The organism is Weissella sagaensis (assembly GCF_005405285.1).
In the GTDB taxonomy this organism is placed as follows: Bacteria; Bacillota; Bacilli; order Lactobacillales; family Lactobacillaceae; genus Weissella; species Weissella sagaensis.
In genome coordinates this window covers 136,545-156,284 of the sequence record NZ_BJDT01000004.1, presented here as the reverse complement: position 1 = coordinate 156,284, position 19,740 = coordinate 136,545, and the positions used below count along the sequence as shown (strand labels likewise).

The 19,740-nt window shown below is 36.4% G+C and carries 19 protein-coding genes, 1 riboswitch and 1 other annotated feature; of the genes, 17 read left to right on the top strand and 2 right to left on the bottom strand.

The genetic code is table 11. From position 1 onward, the window contains the following. Positions 1–45 precede the first annotated feature (45 nt). Together FFM55_RS05570 and mreC are read left to right on the top strand one after the other, a co-directional pair. Positions 46–1,050: a rod shape-determining protein gene (locus tag FFM55_RS05570; protein WP_042493286.1), complete on the top strand. Its 1,005-nt coding sequence runs from the start codon at positions 46–48 to the stop codon at positions 1,048–1,050. 131 nt (positions 1,051–1,181) lie between these two features. After that, positions 1,182–2,027 carry a rod shape-determining protein MreC gene (gene mreC, locus FFM55_RS05565; RefSeq protein WP_042493288.1) on the top strand — a complete coding sequence of 282 codons (846 nt, stop codon included), beginning with the start codon at positions 1,182–1,184 and terminating at the stop codon, positions 2,025–2,027. A gap of 73 nt (positions 2,028–2,100) precedes the next feature. Here mreC and FFM55_RS05560 read toward each other — a convergent pair whose 3' ends face one another. Then, a complete protein-coding gene (locus tag FFM55_RS05560) occupies positions 2,101–2,727 on the bottom strand; it encodes a carbonic anhydrase family protein (RefSeq protein ID WP_042493290.1) in 627 nt (208 codons plus the stop codon). Between the two features lie 149 nt (positions 2,728–2,876). Here FFM55_RS05560 and mreD point away from each other — a divergent pair, with 149 nt between their 5' ends. The 5 genes from mreD to FFM55_RS05535 all read left to right on the top strand — a co-directional run bounded on the left by mreD (position 2,877) and on the right by FFM55_RS05535 (position 7,774). Next, positions 2,877–3,497, top strand: coding sequence for a rod shape-determining protein MreD (gene mreD / locus FFM55_RS05555; RefSeq protein WP_042493292.1), 621 nt, complete (start codon positions 2,877–2,879; stop codon positions 3,495–3,497). Between the two features lie 48 nt (positions 3,498–3,545). Further along, positions 3,546–3,771: a binding site (T-box leader), on the top strand. A gap of 54 nt (positions 3,772–3,825) precedes the next feature. Beyond that, positions 3,826–4,470, top strand: a complete 645-nt coding sequence (locus tag FFM55_RS05550) for an amino acid ABC transporter permease (RefSeq protein WP_042493293.1) — start codon at positions 3,826–3,828, stop codon at positions 4,468–4,470. 11 nt (positions 4,471–4,481) lie between these two features. Continuing rightward, entirely contained in the window at positions 4,482–5,132 is a 651-nt protein-coding gene (locus tag FFM55_RS05545) for an amino acid ABC transporter ATP-binding protein (RefSeq protein ID WP_042493294.1), read from the top strand. Next, positions 5,129–5,962: an amino acid ABC transporter substrate-binding protein gene (locus tag FFM55_RS05540; protein ID WP_042493295.1), complete on the top strand. Its 834-nt coding sequence runs from the start codon at positions 5,129–5,131 to the stop codon at positions 5,960–5,962. The genes FFM55_RS05545 and FFM55_RS05540 overlap by 4 nt, the downstream gene beginning before the upstream one ends. A 150-nt stretch (positions 5,963–6,112) precedes the next feature. Then, a complete protein-coding gene (locus FFM55_RS05535) occupies positions 6,113–7,774 on the top strand; it encodes a formate--tetrahydrofolate ligase (protein WP_137600659.1) in 1,662 nt (553 codons plus the stop codon). Between the two features lie 75 nt (positions 7,775–7,849). Here the strand turns inward: FFM55_RS05535 and FFM55_RS05530 are convergent, their stop codons facing one another. Next, positions 7,850–8,497, bottom strand: coding sequence for a phosphatase PAP2 family protein (locus FFM55_RS05530; RefSeq protein ID WP_042493298.1), 648 nt, complete (start codon positions 8,495–8,497; stop codon positions 7,850–7,852). Positions 8,498–8,680: 183 nt separating this feature from the next. After that, a riboswitch (Lysine riboswitch) is annotated at positions 8,681–8,859 on the top strand. Positions 8,860–8,954: 95 nt separating this feature from the next. Here FFM55_RS05530 and FFM55_RS05525 point away from each other — a divergent pair. The 10 genes from FFM55_RS05525 to mraY all read left to right on the top strand — a co-directional run bounded on the left by FFM55_RS05525 (position 8,955) and on the right by mraY (position 19,707). Further along, on the top strand, positions 8,955–10,430 hold the full coding sequence (locus FFM55_RS05525) for an amino acid permease (protein ID WP_042493300.1): 1,476 nt from the start codon (positions 8,955–8,957) through the stop codon (positions 10,428–10,430). Positions 10,431–10,680: 250 nt separating this feature from the next. After that, on the top strand, positions 10,681–12,102 hold the full coding sequence (gene pyk, locus FFM55_RS05520; protein WP_042493302.1) for a pyruvate kinase: 1,422 nt from the start codon (positions 10,681–10,683) through the stop codon (positions 12,100–12,102). 187 nt (positions 12,103–12,289) lie between these two features. Continuing rightward, the gene (prmA, locus tag FFM55_RS05515; RefSeq protein ID WP_137600658.1) at positions 12,290–13,243 is read left to right on the top strand and encodes a 50S ribosomal protein L11 methyltransferase; all 954 of its coding nucleotides are present in this window, start codon (positions 12,290–12,292) and stop codon (positions 13,241–13,243) included. After that, entirely contained in the window at positions 13,243–13,986 is a 744-nt protein-coding gene (locus FFM55_RS05510) for an RsmE family RNA methyltransferase (protein ID WP_042493306.1), read from the top strand. Before prmA ends, FFM55_RS05510 begins: the two co-directional genes overlap by 1 nt. Before the next feature lie 19 nt (positions 13,987–14,005). After that, a complete protein-coding gene (locus FFM55_RS05505; RefSeq protein ID WP_042493308.1) occupies positions 14,006–14,386 on the top strand; it encodes a hypothetical protein in 381 nt (126 codons plus the stop codon). A gap of 271 nt (positions 14,387–14,657) precedes the next feature. Further along, positions 14,658–15,092: a division/cell wall cluster transcriptional repressor MraZ gene (gene mraZ / locus FFM55_RS05500; RefSeq protein WP_042493309.1), complete on the top strand. Its 435-nt coding sequence runs from the start codon at positions 14,658–14,660 to the stop codon at positions 15,090–15,092. Between the two features lie 40 nt (positions 15,093–15,132). Next, a complete protein-coding gene (rsmH, locus tag FFM55_RS05495) occupies positions 15,133–16,077 on the top strand; it encodes a 16S rRNA (cytosine(1402)-N(4))-methyltransferase RsmH (protein WP_042493312.1) in 945 nt (314 codons plus the stop codon). Positions 16,078–16,101: 24 nt separating this feature from the next. Further along, positions 16,102–16,491 carry a cell division protein FtsL gene (gene ftsL / locus FFM55_RS05490; RefSeq protein ID WP_042493314.1) on the top strand — a complete coding sequence of 130 codons (390 nt, stop codon included), beginning with the start codon at positions 16,102–16,104 and terminating at the stop codon, positions 16,489–16,491. Between the two features lies 1 nt (position 16,492). Further along, positions 16,493–18,676 carry a penicillin-binding protein gene (locus FFM55_RS05485; RefSeq protein ID WP_137600657.1) on the top strand — a complete coding sequence of 728 codons (2,184 nt, stop codon included), beginning with the start codon at positions 16,493–16,495 and terminating at the stop codon, positions 18,674–18,676. 35 nt (positions 18,677–18,711) lie between these two features. Then, positions 18,712–19,707 (top strand): phospho-N-acetylmuramoyl-pentapeptide-transferase, encoded by a 996-nt coding sequence (gene mraY / locus FFM55_RS05480; protein ID WP_042493316.1) that lies wholly within the window; start codon positions 18,712–18,714, stop codon positions 19,705–19,707. Positions 19,708–19,740 lie beyond the last annotated feature (33 nt).

Here is a 19,740-nt window from a genome sequence, read left to right as displayed (position 1 = left end):
ACATTTAGTAGAATTATCAAAATAAATAAAGAAAAGGGAAATGCTGTGTTTTCATTTGGAACTCGAAATGTTGGAATAGACTTAGGAACAGCTAATACGTTAGTCTATATTGAAGGTAAAGGAATTGTGCTTCGTGAGCCCTCAGTTGTCGCACGTAATACAAAGACAAATGAGGTCGTTGCCGTTGGAACTGCTGCTAAGGAAATGCTAGGTCGAACACCTGGTTCAATTACAGCGATTCGTCCAATGCGTGACGGTGTTATTGCAGATTATGAAACGACAGTTGCAATGCTTAAGTATTATTTGGGTAAGGCCTTAGGAACACGCGGACCTAAGCCTTACGTTACAATTGGTGTCCCATCAGGTGTGACGGCAGTTGAACGTCGCGCAGTTATTGACGCGGCTCGTGTTGCTGGTGCACGTGATGCATATGTGATTGAAGAGCCGTTTGCTGCAGCAGTTGGTGCAGGGTTACCAGTTATGGAACCAACTGGATCAATGGTTGTTGATTTAGGTGGTGGAACAACAGATGTTGCCACAATTTCACTTGGTGGTATTGTGTCATCTCGTTCAATACGAATGGCCGGGGACAAAATTGATGAGGCAATCATGACTTATGTCCGCCAAAAGTACTCAGTCTTAATTGGTGAACAAACTGCAGAACGTTTAAAGATGGCAGTTGGTTCAGCAGATCTTGAAGCTGCTGAGGACATGGAGGGTACCACTGCTCGTGGACGTGACTTAGTGACGGGGTTACCTAAAACAATTGATATTAAAGCTAGTGACATTGCAGATGCTATTAAAGATGTTGTTGCTGAAGTTATCGTTGCGATTAAAGAAACGTTGGAAGAAACGTCACCCGAAATTGCTGCGGATGTGATTGATCGTGGTGTTGTTTTGACAGGTGGTGGTGCGCAATTGGCTCACTTAGATGAAGTGATTGCTGAAGCAACTAAGGTGCCTGTATTTGTAGCACCAGAACCATTGGATGCTGTAGTTATTGGTACTGGTGAGGCTTTAAAGTCTATTGATGTTTTAAAGAACAATTAGGCGACGAGTCTTAGATTATGACTACCCCGTATTATAAACTATAATGCGGGGAGTTTATTATATGTTAGAATTGAACAATAATATAACTTGCTAAGCATAATAGACTAAGAGAAACGAAGGGCAATTTTAAGATGAAGAATATCTTTACGTCACGTCGATTAGTGATTGGTGTAATTGTTGTCATTGCAACAATTGGGGTGATTACATTAGGTGCAAAGGCCCACAATTCACAAGAAGAGCCATCTTTACCAGCTCGAGTTGTATCGGATGTGTCAGGTTGGACTTCTAAAATTGTGAATGCACCACTAAAATTGGTCCATGGTGGCTATGATTCACTTGATAAGCTAACAGATACTTATCAAGAAAATGAGCGTTTGACAAAAAAAGTTGATGATTTAGCACAAACAAAAGTGCAGTTACAAGTGTTACAACAAGAAAATCGTGCATTAAAAGATCAATTAAAAATCGGTGATACATTAACAGATTACAAAGTTGTGAATGCTGTTGTAACATCACGTTCACCAAGTAATTGGCAGAGTCAACTTATCTTGGATAAAGGAACAAATGCCGGGTTGAAAAAAGGCTTATCTGTCATGGGTTCAGGTGGCTTAATCGGTCGCATTACAGAAGTTAATACAACAAATGCAAAGGTTGAATTACTATCGGATAATAATCAAATTGCTGATCGTTTTGCTATTCGTATTCAAAATGGTGCAGGCGAGTCAGTTGACGGTATTATTACTAATTTTAATCAGTCAGATAATTTAATTGTGATGGGACAAATTACGTCTGATGTTTCAGTTAAAAAAGGCGATTTAGTAACAACTAGTGGTCTTGGTGGTGTTACACCAGCCGGATTGTATGTTGGTAAGGTTGAGCGCGTGGGAAGTGATAATTATGGTCTATCAAAGAAAATTTATATTAAACCAGCGACAGACTTCAATAACATTCCAGTTGTGAGCGTCGCAATTCCTTAAAATAAAAAGGAGAACGAAAGATGACTGTCAGATTTTTAACTGATAAGGTCTTTTCGTTCTCTTTTTTAATTTTTTAATTTGATGAAATAATTGGTCGACCATTTAAAGCTTGTAAGTCACGATTATTGTGAGAATAAAATGTCTTTAAATGATTTAATTGTTCTACTGATAACGTAACAGGCTGCTTTAAGACATACCATTCAACATTTTCAGTCAATGGTGGTGTTGTTAGTGATCCAATATAGTGATAATATGCTTTACTTACTGGCATGATGTCATCAATGGGAATCTCAAAATGCTCGGTTTTGTTCATATGAGCTAATACAGCATCATAAGTTTGGCTAGCGTTTCCACTTTGTACGAGAATAGCTACGACAGCTAAGCGACCATCGCTTGCCTCATGGACAAAATGAATTTCAGCATCATATGAGATATCATTGACAGTATGTTCACTAGGTGTATGAATATGAAATTGTTTTAAACGAAATGGTCTATTACCAATGCTAGCAGTTCCTTCTAACCCAACTTCAATACCAGCGCCAGTATCACGGACATAGTTAGCAAGATGTTTATAATTAAATGATAAAATTGTTTCAAAATTAATTTCAACAGCTAATGTATCTGACAAAGCAATTGGAGATTGCTTATCACCTGATATACGTGTCCAGGCAGCTTGGTTTGAATAGTCTAATTGTTCCATTGGTATTCTCCTTATAAAATATCATATACTTAGTGTAGCAGTTTGGATAAATTATGGAAGAAAAATTTTTGTAAATGAGTTGACGAGTAAGTTCTAAACGGGCTACTATTATGTAGTTACCAATTTTGTAACATTGATGGAGAATAATTATGCTTAAATATGTTAGTACAACGTGGATCCATTTTATTTTAGTGATTATTGCTGTCATGCTTGATGGTGGTATTTCATTATATTTGGCGCCAATATTATTTAAATTACCGATGGCAGCAACGCCATTATTATCATTAATAGTGGTGATGATGCCAGTTATGACAGGCCACACGAAACAAATTAAATCTTATTGGCTATACACAATTGCTTTTTTTGCTGGGTTAGTTATTGATATTTTTTATACGGGTATTATTGGTCCGTCAGCAATTGGTTTTTTATTAATTTTAAAATTAGCTGAATTTATTCAAAGGTATTTAGATTATAGTTGGTTATCGTCATTAGCTGTTTGGTTTGTTTCGACAACAGTTTATATGATTTATGATTACTCTGTTTTTGGTATTATTAATTTAGTTAATCTAAGTATTACGAATTTTATTATGTTTCGTTTATTTCCAACAATAATTGTCAACTTAATGTTATTAATTATTGTATATGAACTTATTATGTATTTATATAATGCAACTAAACAGCCAGATATTTCATCGTATAATGTGACACCAAGAGATTTAAATGGACGGATTATTTTAGATTCGCGCACGCAAAGAAATATGAAAAGATAATGTTGACTTATAAGTTAATTTAATCTATATTATTGTAAACAGTAATTATAGAAAAATTTGATTGGAAGAGTAGTCTAAAAATTTTGTTTAGAGAGTTACGCTAAAGCTGAGAAGTAACCAAGATATTAGATGAACCACACCCAAGATTATTGGAGCCTAATCGTTCCCGTGTCATGACGTTATTCATGAATCCCTTTTAAGTTTAAAGGGATTAGAGTACTAATTAGTAATGATTAGTTAAACTGAGGTGGAACCACGATTAATCGTCCTCAAGCAATTTGTGTGATTGCTTGAGGGCTTTTTTTATTTAATTTTAAGGAGACAACGTATGGACTATATGATGCAAATTTTGCCAAGTTTATTAAATGGGTTAAAAATGACAATTGGTGTATTTGTACTAACATTAATTGGATCGGTACCATTAGGAATGTTGATTTCGTTGGCATTGCGATCAGATATCTATCTACTAAAGTGGGTTATGAATACTTATGTATGGGTAATGCGGGGCACACCACTATTATTGCAAATCGTATTTGTCTACTATGGCTTGAGTCTTGCTAATATCATGACATTACCACGTTTTGAGGCAGCCGTAATTACCTTTATCCTTAACTATGCTGCTTACTTTGCTGAAATATTCCGTGGCGGTATTCAAAGTATTCCACAAGGCCAATATGATGGGGCACAAGTTTTGGGATTAAGTAAATTACAAACGATGTGGAAAATTATTTTTCCACAAGTGACAAAGATTGTAATGCCCTCGGTTGGAAACGAAGTTGTTAACTTAGTAAAAGATTCATCGTTGGTCTATGTCATTGGGTTAGGCGATTTAATGCGTGCTGGTAACATCGCAGCTTCACGTGATGTGACATTAATACCATATTTATTGGTGGGAGTCATTTATTTGATTCTAATTGCTTTAGCAACACTTATTCAACGTCGTATAGAGAAAAAAATGAATTTTTATCGTTAAGGAGTAAGCATATGTTAGAGATTAAGAATTTGGCTAAGGTTTTTGGTGAACGTGTTATTTTTAAAGAAATGAATCTAACAATAAATGATGGGGAAGTTTTGAGTATCGTGGGGCCATCAGGAATTGGCAAAACAACTTTTTTACGTATTTTAGCTGGATTGCTGCCAGCAGATCAGGGTGAATTAGTCTTAGATAATGAATTGTTAGATATTACGGGAAATCGACAAGGCGCTCAGGTGGGGGTTATATTTCAAGATTTTAATTTATTTCCACATTATACGGTGAAGCAAAACGTTGCGTTAGCACCACAATTAGTAAAAAAAGCGACTAAAAAAGAAGCAGAGAATCATGCAGAGGAGTTGTTAAAAAATCTTGGTTTAGCTGAACAAATGAACCAATATCCTTTTCAATTATCAGGTGGTCAAAAACAACGTGTGGCGATTGCAAGAGCTTTGGCAATGAAGCCGGGTATTTTAGCTTATGATGAGCCAACTTCGGGATTGGATGCTGAATCAACAAAACGTGTTGTTAAGGTAATTAATCAACTGAAAACGCAAGGTGTTACGCAATTGATTGTGACGCATGATTTACCCTTTGCACAGGCAGTTGCTGATCAAACGTTTGATTTTGGTGCAGATGTTTTGCGAGGAGGAAGTCTATGATTAAACCAAAAATAAATTGGCGTCGTCAGTTAATCGGAAATGGGTTAGTACTACTTGTCATTGCCGTTATTGCTAGTTTCTTTTGGTATCGAACAATTCATAGCCAAGATACGTGGCGCCAAGTGACAGCTGATAAAACAGTTGTTGTTGGTATTGATGATACTTTCGTACCAATGGGATTTCGTAATAAGGATGGTCAGTTAGTTGGGTATGATGTTGAACTAGCGCGACAAAGTTTGAAAAAAATTGGGCTAAAAGCAAAGTTCCAAGTAATTGATTGGTCAATGAAAGAAACGGAACTAAAGACCGGACACATTGACATGATTTGGAATGGTTATACAAAAAATGCTGATCGTGCTAAAAAGGTTGCTTTTTCCGATTCATATCATCATGATAAACAGGTGATTGTCTCAATGAAGAATCAACAAATTAATAATTTACAGGATTTAAAGGGTAAGAATCTCGGTGCTCAGACCGGCTCTTCAGGTCTGTTAACTTATAACGAGAAGGGAAATAAGTTAAAGAAAATTGTTGGCGCTGATGCACAACCGTATGACACTTTTGATAAAGCGTTGAATGACTTGCAAGTAGGTCGTTTAAATGCAGTATTAATAGATGCTGACTATGCAGGTTATTATATTGCGCATGAAAAGGATCCACAATCCTTTAAAATAATTGATACTAATTTTGGTGAAGATTCGTATGGCGTAGGGATGCGTAAAGGTGACGTCACATTAATCAAAAAAGTTAATGAGGCCCTTGCTAAGTCGAAAGCAGATGGTACCATAGATAAATTATCACAAAAATATTTTGGGGTAGATAATAAATAGTCAAAATGAAAAGTTTATTAATGAATCGTATAGTGTAATAGAACCTATATTTCGTTAGTAAACTTTTTTATTATTGGAATAATTTTATCTGATAATTAAATCATATGATGATATAATGACTGCAATAAATAATAAGAGATGGGGTTAGTTATGAAAACAGATATTGATATTGCACAAGCTGCAGATGTTTGGCCAATTGAAAAGATTGCACAACAAGCAGGGTTAACGTCAGATGAATGGGAACCATACGGACGAGATAAAGCCAAAATTCAATTACATGAGCGAACAAAGCAACAAAAATTGGGTAAATTAATTTTAGTTACGTCGATTAACCCAACACCAGCAGGTGAAGGAAAGTCAACAGTAACGGTTGGTTTAGCAGATGCTTTGGCATCACAAAAACATAAAACAATGGTTGCCTTACGTGAACCATCTTTGGGACCAGTCATGGGCTTAAAAGGTGGTGCTACTGGTGGTGGATATTCACAAGTGATACCAATGGCTGATATTAATATGCATTTTACTGGAGATTTTCACGCTTTAACCAGTGCTCATAATACTTTGGCAGCTTTGGTTGATAACAGTTTGTATCAAGGAAACCCATTTAACCTAGATCCACGACGAATGCTTTGGAAACGAGCACTAGATGTTAACGATCGTGCGCTACGTCACGTTACAATTGGATTAGGTGGACCAACTTCAGGTGTGCCACGTGAAGATGGTTTTGATATTACAGTTGCCTCAGAATTAATGGCGATTTTAACTTTGTCAAAAGATTTAGCTGACATGAAAGTACGTATTTCACGTATTGTGGTGGGATATAATTATAATAAAGAACCGGTAACAGTATCTGATTTAGGGTTTGCAGGTGCCATTACAACGTTGTTAAAAGATGCTATTAAGCCGAATTTAGTTCAAACTTTAGCACATACACCGGCTTTAATTCATGGTGGACCATTTGCAAATATTGCACAAGGAACAAATTCAATTTTGGCCACAAAGTCAGCTTTGCATTTAGCCGATTATGTTGTGACAGAAGCCGGCTTTGGGTCTGATTTAGGTGGTGAAAAATTCTTAGATTTTAAAGTACCATTACTAGGGAAAGTTCCGGATACGATTGTGGTTGTAGCCACGGTACGCGCATTAAAAATGCACGGTGGTGAAGATAAAAAGAACTTGAGCACGCCAAATATAGAAGCTTTGCAAAAGGGATTGGCTAATTTGGGTCGCCATTTAAAGAGTATGAAACGTTATGGTGTACCAGTAGTTGTCGCAATTAATCAATTTACAGCGGATACAATTGAAGAATTAAACATGGTTAAAGCGTATGCTGCTAAATTTGATGTGCCAGCCTATATTGCTGATGTATGGAGTCAAGGTGGGGATGGTGCTCAGGAATTAGCAACAGGGGTCGTTTTAGCGACTGATAAAGCAAAAAATTATCAACCACTATATCAACCCGATGATGAGGCGTTGGTAAAAATCGAACATATTGTTCATGAGATTTATGGTGGTCAAAGTGTTGTGCTGTCAGATAAAGCTGTTAAGCAATTACAAACCTTTAAAAAGTATGGTTGGGATAAGCTACCAATAATTATGGCGAAAACGCAATATTCCTTATCTGATAATCCAAATAAAATTGGTGCTCCTGAAAATTTTGATATTCATATTCGTGAATTTATACCAAAATTAGGAGCAGGCTTCTTAGTGGCATTGACTGGTTCAGTGTTAACAATGCCCGGATTACCAAAGCATCCAGCAGCATTAGATATAGATATTGATAATGAGGGTCATATCATTGGCTTAAATTAATAAAAAATAACAGAGGTGGCAAAGCTTAATGCAGCTTGCCACCTCTGTTTGGTTAAATCATAATTTAAGGGTGAATTAATACCATGAGTTACTAAATCCTTTGCGTCGGTAAAAATCAGGCGCATATACACGATAGCCATTTTCAGAAAATTGTAACCAAACAAGTGCTAGTAACCAGCCAGCTAGTGCCGATGCCAAGTTATAATTTGGTAACAAAATTGTTGTGATAAAAGTAGCTACCCAACTGAGCAATAAAATGGTTTGTAACATAAATTGGAAGCTACTACGGTAAATTTCTGGGACGATAATTAATAAAAAGTATGAAATTAATAGGGTCATATAAAAAGTAGAATGTGCAGGATATATGACTTGTACACCATTTATTTTACTTTTAAATAAAAGCGAAGCGATATTGATGATTAAGAAACCACCCACGTTTGTAATTAATACCCATGTAGCTGGAATTTTAAATTTAAAGCCCCATAAGAAAAAAATGATTAAAAATGACATGAAAAATAAACCAAACCCATGACTAAAAAAGTAAAAAGGTTTTAAAAATTTTTCCAACCAATTTGGAATAACGGTCTGTGTGATAGAATGGTCTACTTGCATAAGCGAATGTAATAAACCGCTATTGTGGTAAGTTATTATTGAAATAATAATAAAAAGAATTAGACTAACTACCATCGTTACAAAACGAGTACGTGATTTAGCAATAATCATAAGTGAAACTCCCTTTTGCATCTCGGCAAATGTAAGATACATACTTGTGCTTAGTTATTTAAGTTTAACACGAAGGTATGTTAAACACATATATGTGCAAGATATTTAAGAACTATTTTAGTTTATGTAAAATAATTCTTGACAATTCGTCAATTATTAAAGTAAAATTAGCAATGAAATTAAATAATATATAGAGGTTGCAATCAACAAAAGTCATTTAACGGAGCTGGTGAGTTAGGATGTTAAATAAAAGGGGCGATTGCCGAAATAATGATTATGACAATAATCATTGTTGGTGTGTACATGAATAATGGACAGATTGTCGCGACAAAAATGGTCGGTCGCGGAGAGCTATCGACAATACTAAAGACTAATGAGTTCCTAGTTTATACGATAGATGTGTAAACTAGGTTTTTTTTATTTTTTATAGTGCGTTAGGCCTTATTTAGGAGGAATTATGACTGATAATCAACAAGAGACGGGGCATCTAAAAAGAACGATGAAAACCCGTCATCTCTCAATGATTGCTTTGGGAGGAACTATTGGAACAGGGTTGTTTGTCGCTTCAGGGGCAACGATTTCACAAGCTGGTCCACTAGGTGCATTAACTGCCTATGCTGTAATAGGCGTTATGGTTTACTTTTTAATGACTAGTTTAGGTGAAATGGCGACTTATATGCCAGTTGCCGGGTCTTTTTCAGTTTATGCTGATCGGTTTGTTGATCCAGCATTTGGCTTTGCAATGGGATGGAACTATTGGTTTAATTGGGCAATTACTGTAGCAGTAGAAGCAGCAACGGTTGGTGTTGTGATGGGATTTTGGTTGCCTGATGTACCAAGTTGGATTTGGTCAGCAGCAGTATTAATTCTAATTACAGCAATTAATTTATTGTCAGCCAAAGCGTATGCAGAAACTGAATTTTGGATGGCGATGATTAAAATTATTGCTGTTATTGCCTTTTTGCTAGTTGGATTATTAACAATATTGGGAATTGTTTTCCATCAACCAGATGTTGCACGTAATTTATCGGCTGGTGGTAACTATGGCTTTGTTGGTGGTTTTGGTGGTATTTTGTCAGTCTTTATGGTCGCAGGTTTTTCATTTCAAGGGACTGAAATGGTTGGGATTACGGCTGGTGAGTCTGAAACACCAGAAAAATCAGTACCTGCAGCTGTAAAGCAGATATTCTGGCGGATTTTGCTGTTTTATATTCTTTCTATTTTCATTATTGGTGCAATTATTTACTATAAGGATCCAAACTTGCTACGCTCAAGTGAAACTAATGTATCCGTGTCACCATTTACGCTAGTATTTAAATCGGCAGGATTAGCAGCAGCAGCTTCAATTATGAATGCGGTCATTTTAACGGCTGTTGTATCATCGGCTAACTCGGGGCTTTATGCATCGACTCGTATGCTTTATGCCATGGCTGTTGATGGGATGGCACCTAAGATATTTAAAAAGGTTAATGCTAAGTCAGGAATTCCAGTTCCAGCTGTCATAGCAACGGTTGTTGTTGGTTTACTTACTTTTGTAACCTCAATTTTTGGTCAAAACTTGTATTATTATTTGGTAGCAGCATCTGGTTTGACTGGATTTATTGCATGGATTGGTATTGCTATTTCACATTATCGATTCCGTCGAGCTTTCACAGCGCAAAACCGTGATGTAAATAAGCTACGTTATAAGGCAAAATGGTTCCCAGTTGGCCCAATAATTGCATTGACGTTATCAATTATCGTCGTCATTGGTCAAGATACGGCTTCGTTTAAAGGTTCAATTATGGACTGGAATTGGCCCGGCATTATTACAACTTATATGGCATTGCCTTTGTTTGCAATCTTATACTTTGGTTATAAAATTAAACATCATACAAAATTACGTAAGTTAACGGAAGTGGACTTAGACACTGATGCACGTTCGCTAGACTAATTAAATGGTTATTAAGAGATTAGAACATCTTGTTCTAATCTTTTTTATATGTCATTATTTACAAATTAAATTCTATTTTATGATAGCGCTTTAATTGTTATTGTAAGTGCGTTTTTATTTTTTTTTAACGTAAGGTGTTCTAATAATGAAACAAATGCTGAGTTGAACTGGTATACAAAGATAGTGATAAATAGTACAATGATTGCAGATAGAAATACCAATATCTTTTACTAAGGAGAAATTTTTAATCATGAAGAAGACCAAGATTGTTTCAACGCTTGGACCAGCCAGCTCTGATGTGGAGACGATTACTAAAATAATCGAATCTGGCGCAAATGTTGTCCGTTTCAATTTTTCACACGGTGATCATGAGGAACACTTAGGACGAATGAATGCTGTTCACGAGGCTGAAAAAGCTGCTGGCAAGAAGGTTGGTTTCTTGTTGGATACAAAGGGTGCGGAAATCCGTACTACCGTACAAGAGCCAGGTAAGATTGAATTTAACATTGGTGATGTTGTTCGTATTTCAATGGACGATACAATTGAAGGAACTAAGGAAAAGATTGCCGTAACATATCCAGGTTTGTATGGGGATGTTCAAGTTGGCGGTCACATCTTATTTGATGATGGTAAGTTGGACATGGTCATCACACAAAAAGATGAAGCTAATAAAGAATTGGTAACTGAAGTACAAAACCATGGTATTTTGGGATCACGTAAGGGTGTTAATGCACCTGGTGTTTCGATCAACTTGCCAGGTATCACTGAAAAAGATGCTGATGATATTCGCTTTGGTTTGAATAATGATATTCAATACATTGCTGCTTCATTTGTTCGTAAAGCTGCTGACGTTCTTGAAATTCGTGAATTGTTAACAGAAGCAAACCATGAAGAAGTTATGATTTTCCCAAAGATTGAATCACAAGAGGGAATTGATAATTTTGATGAAATTCTTGAGGTTTCTGATGGTTTGATGATTGCTCGTGGTGACATGGGTGTTGAAATTCCAGCTGAAAATGTGCCATTGGTACAAAAGAACTTGATTCGTAAGATGAATGCTGCTGGTAAGCCAGTTATTACGGCTACTGATATGCTTGATTCAATGCAAGAAAATCCTCGTCCAACACGTGCCGAAGCTTCCGATGTTGCTAACGCTGTGTTTGATGGTACAGATGCAACAATGCTATCAGGTGAATCAGCTAATGGTTCATATCCTATTGAAGCAGTTGCTACAATGGCTCGTATTGATGAAAAGGCAGAAACGTCATTGGCCATGAATGGTCGTCATGACGACCACTTTGATGCAACAGATGTCACTGAATCAGTTGCAGCAGCTGTTGCAACTGCTGCTGGTAACTTAAACATTAAGGCAATCGTTGCTGCTACTAACTCTGGTTATACTGCAAAAATGATTTCTAAGTATCGTCCAAATGCTGACATTTTGGCATTGACGTTTACTGAGGGTGTTGAACGTATGTTGAGTATCTACTGGGGTGTACAACCAACGATCACTGAACCAATGGGTAATACGGACGATATGATCGAAAAGGCTAAATCAGAAGCTGTTAAGTCAGGTCTAGCAAGCAAGGGTGATACAATCATCGTTACTGCTGGAATTCCAGTGACAACTTCAGGTACAACTAACTTGATGACAATCGTTACAATTGACTAATTTATAAAAAATAAACAACCATAATTTTCGGTAAAATATGACTCAATGATTAGCAGCAGTAAACGACTAATGAGTTCAGTTTGATTATCCCAAAATTATGGCTGTTTTTTTATTTTATCGGTAGTGTGTGGGCGATAATATTATTTTGTGGTATTCTTAATTAAATTAATGTAAACGAGGGATGTTCATGAGTTGGCAAAAAATTGTTGTGGAAACACAAACAGAATCAATTGAAGCAATTAGTAATATTTTAATGACTAATGGCGCAGAAGGTGTTGAAATTGATGATTCTACTGAGTTAGATCATTATCAACCATCAGATGCAACTGTAATGGTTAAAGCGGAAGATATTGTGCATCGTACATCTGGGGCTAGTGTCAGTGGTTACTTTGCTAATGAGGCTGATTTGGTATTGTTAACGAATAAAATACAATCATCAGTAGATGAGTTACCTGATTTTGGGTTAGATGCACACCCTGGGACGGTGACAGTTCAAGCCGTACTAGACGACGACTGGGCAACAGAATGGCAAAAATATTACCATCCAGTACGTGTTACAAGACACATTACTGTTGTGCCAAAGTGGGAAAATTATCAACCAATACAAAAGGATGAACAAGTTATTGTCTTAGATCCAGGTATGGCTTTTGGAACTGGTACACACCCAACCACAAAGTTAATGATACAAGCACTGGAAGTTGTTGTTCGCGGTGGTGAAACCGTTATTGATGTTGGCACTGGTTCTGGTGTGTTAGGAATTGCAGCTCGTTTGTTAGGTGCTGGTGATATTTTAGGAACAGATATTGATGACGTTGCAGTGGCATCAGCACAAGGTAATGTTGACCTTAATCCGCAGGCGGCTGATATGCAGTTAATGGTTAGTGATTTATTAAATGATGTACCAAATAAACAGTACGATATTGTTATTGCTAATATGTTGGCAGAGGTATTGGAATTATTGATACCAAAGGTTAAAAATGTTTTACAGCCTAATGGACGGTTTTTATTATCTGGTATTTATTATGATAAACGAGATAAAATGATTTCTGATTTGCAAGAAAATGGGTTAGTTGTTGAACAATCAATGAAATTAGGTGATTGGTACGGTATTATTGCTAAATTTAATCTTGAGGACAATTAATGCAAAGATATTTTTTAGATGAAACACCAACTGGGCAACAATTTAAATTACCTGAAACTGTAGCACATCATTTTATAACGGTGCTACGTAGTCGAGAAGGAGCTAAAGCTGAGTTCGTATTGCCTAATAGTCAAGATGTCATCATTGCTGAAATTTCAGAATTACATGATGATTATGTGTTGATGACAACGATATCTCAACAAACATTAGCTGTTGAATTGCCGGTAGATGCTACAATTATTATTGGACTAGCTAAGGGAGATAAATCAGAATTTGTTGTTCAAAAAGCAACTGAATTAGGTGCACATCATATAATTATTGTCGAAACAGACTGGTCTGTTTCTCATTGGGGCTCAAAGGCAGCTAAAAAAATAGCACGGTTAAATAAAATAGCAGTGGCAGCTGCAGAACAATCACATCGTTTAAGGATACCTGATGTGACGTATGTGCCTAAGCTATCCAGGTTGTCATTACCAAAAGAAATGATAAAAATAGTAGCTTGGGAAGAAAGTGCTAAAAAAGGTGAAACAGGTCAATTAGTGCAAAAATTACAAGCTTTGCAGCCTGATGATGCGATTTGTTTTTTATTTGGTCCTGAAGGTGGACTAGCACCATCAGAAATTGAATACTTGTTAGCAGATGGTTTTGTAGCTGCTGGACTAGGACCTCGGATTCTACGAGCAGAGACAGCACCAATATATGCATTAAGTGTTTTAAGTTATGTAATGGAATTAAATAAATAGTAAATATAGAGGTTTTTAGATGAAAAAATTTAATAAAACTTTTGATTGGCGTTTTTGGATTTGGATGCCAATTTTGGGCGTATTATTGCCTTATATTTTAAATAAGACAGCTTTAACTGTGAACTTTAAAATAATTGTGTCACTCTTTATTGTTAACATGTTATTTAGTGTTCTGACAGGAATGTTTTTACGAAAAACAGGATCTAATTGGGCGCTTCTACTTGTTTGGCCAATTGTTTACTTAGTATCAATTTGGTTGCAAATTAATTCAGCTTTCTATGGTTATTATTTAGCAATCTTATATTTAATTATCGAAATTTTTGCCTTTACAAGTGGGCAAGAAGAAGAATTGGATTTTGAAAAACAAATTCCAGTTGACGGCGGTTTTCGTGAAGTTTAACTTTAAGCTTAAAAAGCGTTATCAGATTATCTGATGACGCTTTTTTTGTGTTTAAAAATACCCACAATTGTAAGAATTATGTCAAAAAAACGATTGCATCCCTATATATCAATATTTATGTAAGCAAATCTATTGAAAATAATGGTGGATAATGGTGGGGAAAGGTGGTTGAAAGTGGGATATTGTGGTAAATTAAGAGTATTGAATTGTTAAATAAATTAGTGAATTGTATCTATTAATAATACGAATTTTTATACAGGAGGATCAGCTGATGTTCATGGGAACGTTTCAACATGTTTTAGATACTAAAAACCGGCTGATTATCCCGGCAAAATTTCGTAATCAACTTGGTGAATCTTTTGTGATTACACGTTGGATGGATCATTCTCTACGTGCCTATACGCTTGAAGGATGGCAAGACTTTTCAAAAAAAATTAATGCATTACCTGAAACGAATACTAAAGCGCGTCAATTTAAGCGGTTTATTTTTGGTGGTGCTGTTGAAGTTGAATTTGATAAACAAGGACGTATCAATCTCTCACCAACATTGCGTAGTTATGCACAAATCAAAAAAAGCGTGACAGTCTTTGGAATGGGCGATAATATCTTCGAACTATGGAGTACTGAAAAGTGGCAAGCATATGAAGATAATACTGCCGAAAATTTTGATGACATTGCAAATGGATTGGAAGAACTAGAATTTTAATGTTAGTTCGAAAAAAGGTTTGAAGGGAACAAAGAAGCCAATGACAGAGTTTAAACATGTAACAGTGTTATTAAAAGAAGCGATTGAGGCACTAAACGTTAAACCAGATGGCGTATATGTTGATGCGACACTCGGTGGTGGTGGGCACTCGCAACTATTAGCAAGTAAATTAACAACCGGTAAGCTATGGTCATTCGATCAAGACGAAACGGCAATTACATTTAATCAGGAACATCTTAAAAGCGAATTAGCACAAGGGAAAATTGATTTCATTCAAACTAATTTTCGTAACCTTCATGATGCGTTGGTTGAGAATGGGGTACCATCTTTTGATGGCATTGTTTATGATTTGGGTGTTTCGTCACCACAATTTGATGATGGTCAACGCGGCTTTTCATATAACTATGATGCCCCACTTGATATGCGTATGGATCAATCACAAGACTTAACGGCGCGAATAGTAGTTAATGAATGGTCATTTCATGAGTTATTGCGTATTTTCTCACGTTATGGTGAAGAAAAGTTCGCTAAGCAGATTGCTCGTAAAATAGAACATGAACGCGAAATCAAACCAATTGAAACGACATTTGAATTAGTAGATATTATCAAAGATGCCATCCCTGCTGCTGCACGGCGCAAGGGGGGACACCCGGCTAAGCGGACTTTCCAAGCAATTCGCATTGCCGTTAATGATGAATTAGGTGCTGTGGAAGATTCGTTAGCGCAAGCGTTAGAAATGGTAAACGTTAATGGTCGTATTGCAGTGATTACTTTCCACTCACTAGAAGATCGTTTAGTAAAGACAATGTTTAAAGAAAAAGTAACAATTCCAGACTTACCATCTGGATTGCCAATTATTCCAGAAGAAATGCAACCTGATTTTAAATTAGTCGTACGCAAGCCCATTTTGCCCTCCGAAGAAGAATTAGCAATAAATCGACGGGCACATTCTGCTAAGTTACGGGTTATTGAAAGAATCAAGTAAAACACTGATAGAGGAAGGCTTATTATGGACGGACTGCCAAAATACCGTAATAATTACAATGAAAATGTCGTTAGTAAACCAATTAATCAACCAAAAGTCAAAACAAATAGTCAAAGTAGAGCTAAAAAAATAAAATTAGCTAAACCTAAGTGGAATGCTATGGATTTTGTCATGGTTGGTGCTGTGGTAGTGACTATTATCGCGGCTGCATTTTTAGTGATTTTTACGGCAAATAAAAGTACAACAGCAAATACACAATTAGCAGCAACTTCAGCGCAACTAGAACAAGTACGCAATAAAAACAATACATTAAAGCAACAAGTCAGTGATTTATCAAGCCCTAAACGATTAAACAGCATTGCTGAAAAAAATGGGTTAACACTGAAAAATCAAAATATAAGGAACGTAAAGTAGCATGGTAAAAAAACAACGGATGCCAAAACGTAACCAAGCGGATAAAAATAGTCGCAATACAGGTAAACTTTTGCTTATATTGATGATAGGTGTGTTGGTTGTGTTAGGAATCCGTTTTTCTAGTATCTCAATCACAAAAGAGGTAAAAGGTCATAAATTAGACCAAGCAGCGCAACTAATCTATCAAAGTCAAAATGATATTCCTGCGAAACGTGGTGAAATTTTTGATGCTGTGGGTAATCCCCTAGCAGAATCCTCAACAACGTATACATTGGCTGCTGTATTAGATAAAAATCAAAAATCAGCAAAAGGTAAACCAATGTATGTTAAAAAAACGCAAGACGCTAAAGTTGGTAAACAGCTAGCAGACGTCCTGGGTGGTGAAGCCGAATTCTATGAAACATCGATAAAAAATGGACGAAAAAGTAATTTACAGCAAGTTCAGTTCGGTACAGCTGGTTCGAATTTGAGTGTTCAAAAATATAAGCAATTGAAGAGTCTGAATATTCCGGGGTTGACTTTTACCAGTAGTGAATCAAGGCTTTATCCCAATGGTACATTTGCATCAGACCTAATTGGTATTACTAAAAAAGAACATCATGACGGTGGTCAAACGATTTCTGGCGTCTCAGGAATGGAACAATCCTGGAATAAAAAATTGACTGGTCATAATGGTGTCAAAACAACGTCAACAGATTCTACTGATCATAGTGTTTCAAAGAAAAACTTAGCTGTTAAAAATGGTTATGATATTTACACAACGATTAATATGAAATTGCAATCAAACCTTGAAAAAAGTATGCAGCAATTATCTGATGATATGAAGCCCAAGGCTGCAATAGCCGTCATGATGGATACAAAAACAGGTAAAATTGTGGCTACAACGCAGCGACCAACTTTCAATGCCCAGACAGGTGAAGGACTAGGTGACTTATGGACTAATCAGTTATATGGCACAGCGTTTGAACCCGGTTCTGTCTTAAAGGGAATTACATTAGCTGCTGCAATTGATACGGATAATTGGAATCCAAACGCCCTCTATAAATCTGGAACACTTAAAATTGGTAATAAAAAAGTTACTGATTGGAATAATGGTGAAGGATGGGGAACAATTAGTTATGCGCGTGGAATTGCAGCATCATCCAATGTTGCGATGGCCTTAACTGAACAAAAGATGGGGCCAAAAACATGGCAGAAGTACCTTAATAGATTCCAATTCTTAAAGTCAACCAAATCAGGCTTTCAAGATGAAGCCGTTGGAAATATGCAGTTCCAATATCCAATTGAACAGGCTAATACGGCATTTGGTCAAGGTATCTCAGTGACACCTTTGCAAATGATTCAGGCATATTCAGCTATTGCAAATAATGGTAAAGAATTACGTCCACAAATCATTGAAAAAATTGTTGATCCAAATACAAAGAAGGTTGTTTCACAACCAAAACCAAATGTTATTAGTAAGCCAATTAGTAAGGAAACGGCTAAGGAAACGCGTAAGCAATTAGAAGATGTTATCTACTCAGAACATGGTTTAGGAAAAGACTATGCGATTCCAAATGTTAGAACAACTGGTAAATCAGGTACTGCTCAAATTGCAACTGCCCTTGGGTACTCAGCACCTGGTAATAATAGTGATGAAATTCATTCATGGATGGGGATGGCACCGTCTAATAATCCGCGGTATTTGATGTATATTGTTACTAAACAACCGCAGAAAAATACGGAAAATATTACCAAAGATATGTCAGACGTTTTCAAGACTAATATGCAACAAGCGCTCGATTTATCAGATAATGATAACAAAGTTGTTGTGAGTGAAAATCAACAGGTTAAAGTTCCAACAGTTGTTGGTGGATCGGTTAGTGATGCCCGTAAAGAAATTAAAGCAAATCATCTAACACCAGTTATTATGGGAGATGGCAATACGGTTAAATCACAATCACCAATGGCTAGTGATGAATCATTGATTGATCAACGCGTCTTTTTGAATACTGGTAAAAATATTACTATTCCCAATATGCATGGCTGGGCAAAAAGCGACGTCTTATCATGGGCACAGATGGCCAATGTAAAGGCAATTATTAAAGGTAATGGATTTGTAACCACACAGTCGTTGAACAAGGGAACCGCCCTATCTGATGGTTATCATGAAATTACAGTTGAATTTAAAAAACCAAATGAATAAAGATAAAAACACATGTGAGTGAGAGGAGTAGTCGAATGTCGACGTTTTTACTGGGACTAGTATTTAGTCTGATTGTTACAGTATTAGTAGTACCACGGTTACGTGATTGGTTTAAGAAAATCAAGGTTGCGCAGTTGGTGATGCGAACAGGTGAGCATGAACCAGATCACGCTGCAAAAGCTGGCACACCAACAATGGGAGGCGCAGCATTTATTCCAGTCGTTGTGATTGGATTTATTCTATTATCATTAGTTACTAATAATACGGGCTCAACTGGATGGGCAACTTTAATTGCGATTATTGTTTTTGCAATTGTTGGCGCTTTTGATGACAGTATTAAGGTATTTAACCACCGTGATGAAGGCTTACGCTTTTTGCCAAAATTATTTTCTGAAATTGCTGCCGCTATTTTAGGGGTCATTGTTTTGGCCGTTGGCAAGTTCGACTTTTTCCTAACTTTACCGTTTGGTTTAGGTGAGTTGCACAGCATCGTCGTTTATACCTTGTTTACAATTTTTTGGTTAGTGGGTTGGTCAAATGCTACTAACTTAACTGATGGTTTAGATGGTTTAGCCTCAGGAACAGCGATTATTGCTTATGTTGCTTACTTAGTGATTGCAATTGTTCAAGGCGATATGACAATGGTTTTGTTAGATGCTTTGATGGTAGGGGCTCTGTTAGGATTTCTAGTGTTTAATCATTATCCTGCAACAATTTTTATGGGGGATACTGGTTCACTTGCATTAGGGGCAGGTTTAGCTATGAATTCATTAGTGTTACATCATGAATGGTCATTGTTAATCATCGGTTTTGTTTTTATGATGGAGACATTGAGTGTCATTATCCAAGTAACAAGTTTCCATTTCTTTAAAAAGCGTATATTTTTGATGACGCCAATTCATCACAGTTTTGAAAAAGGTGGGTTAACAGGTAATACTGACAAACCTTGGAATGAATGGCAAGTTAATTTCTTCTTCTGGGGAATTGGGCTAGTTATGGCTGTTATTTACCTTCTTATTTGGTTCTATTAAACACATAATAAAACATTCATGGGGGTTTCCCCC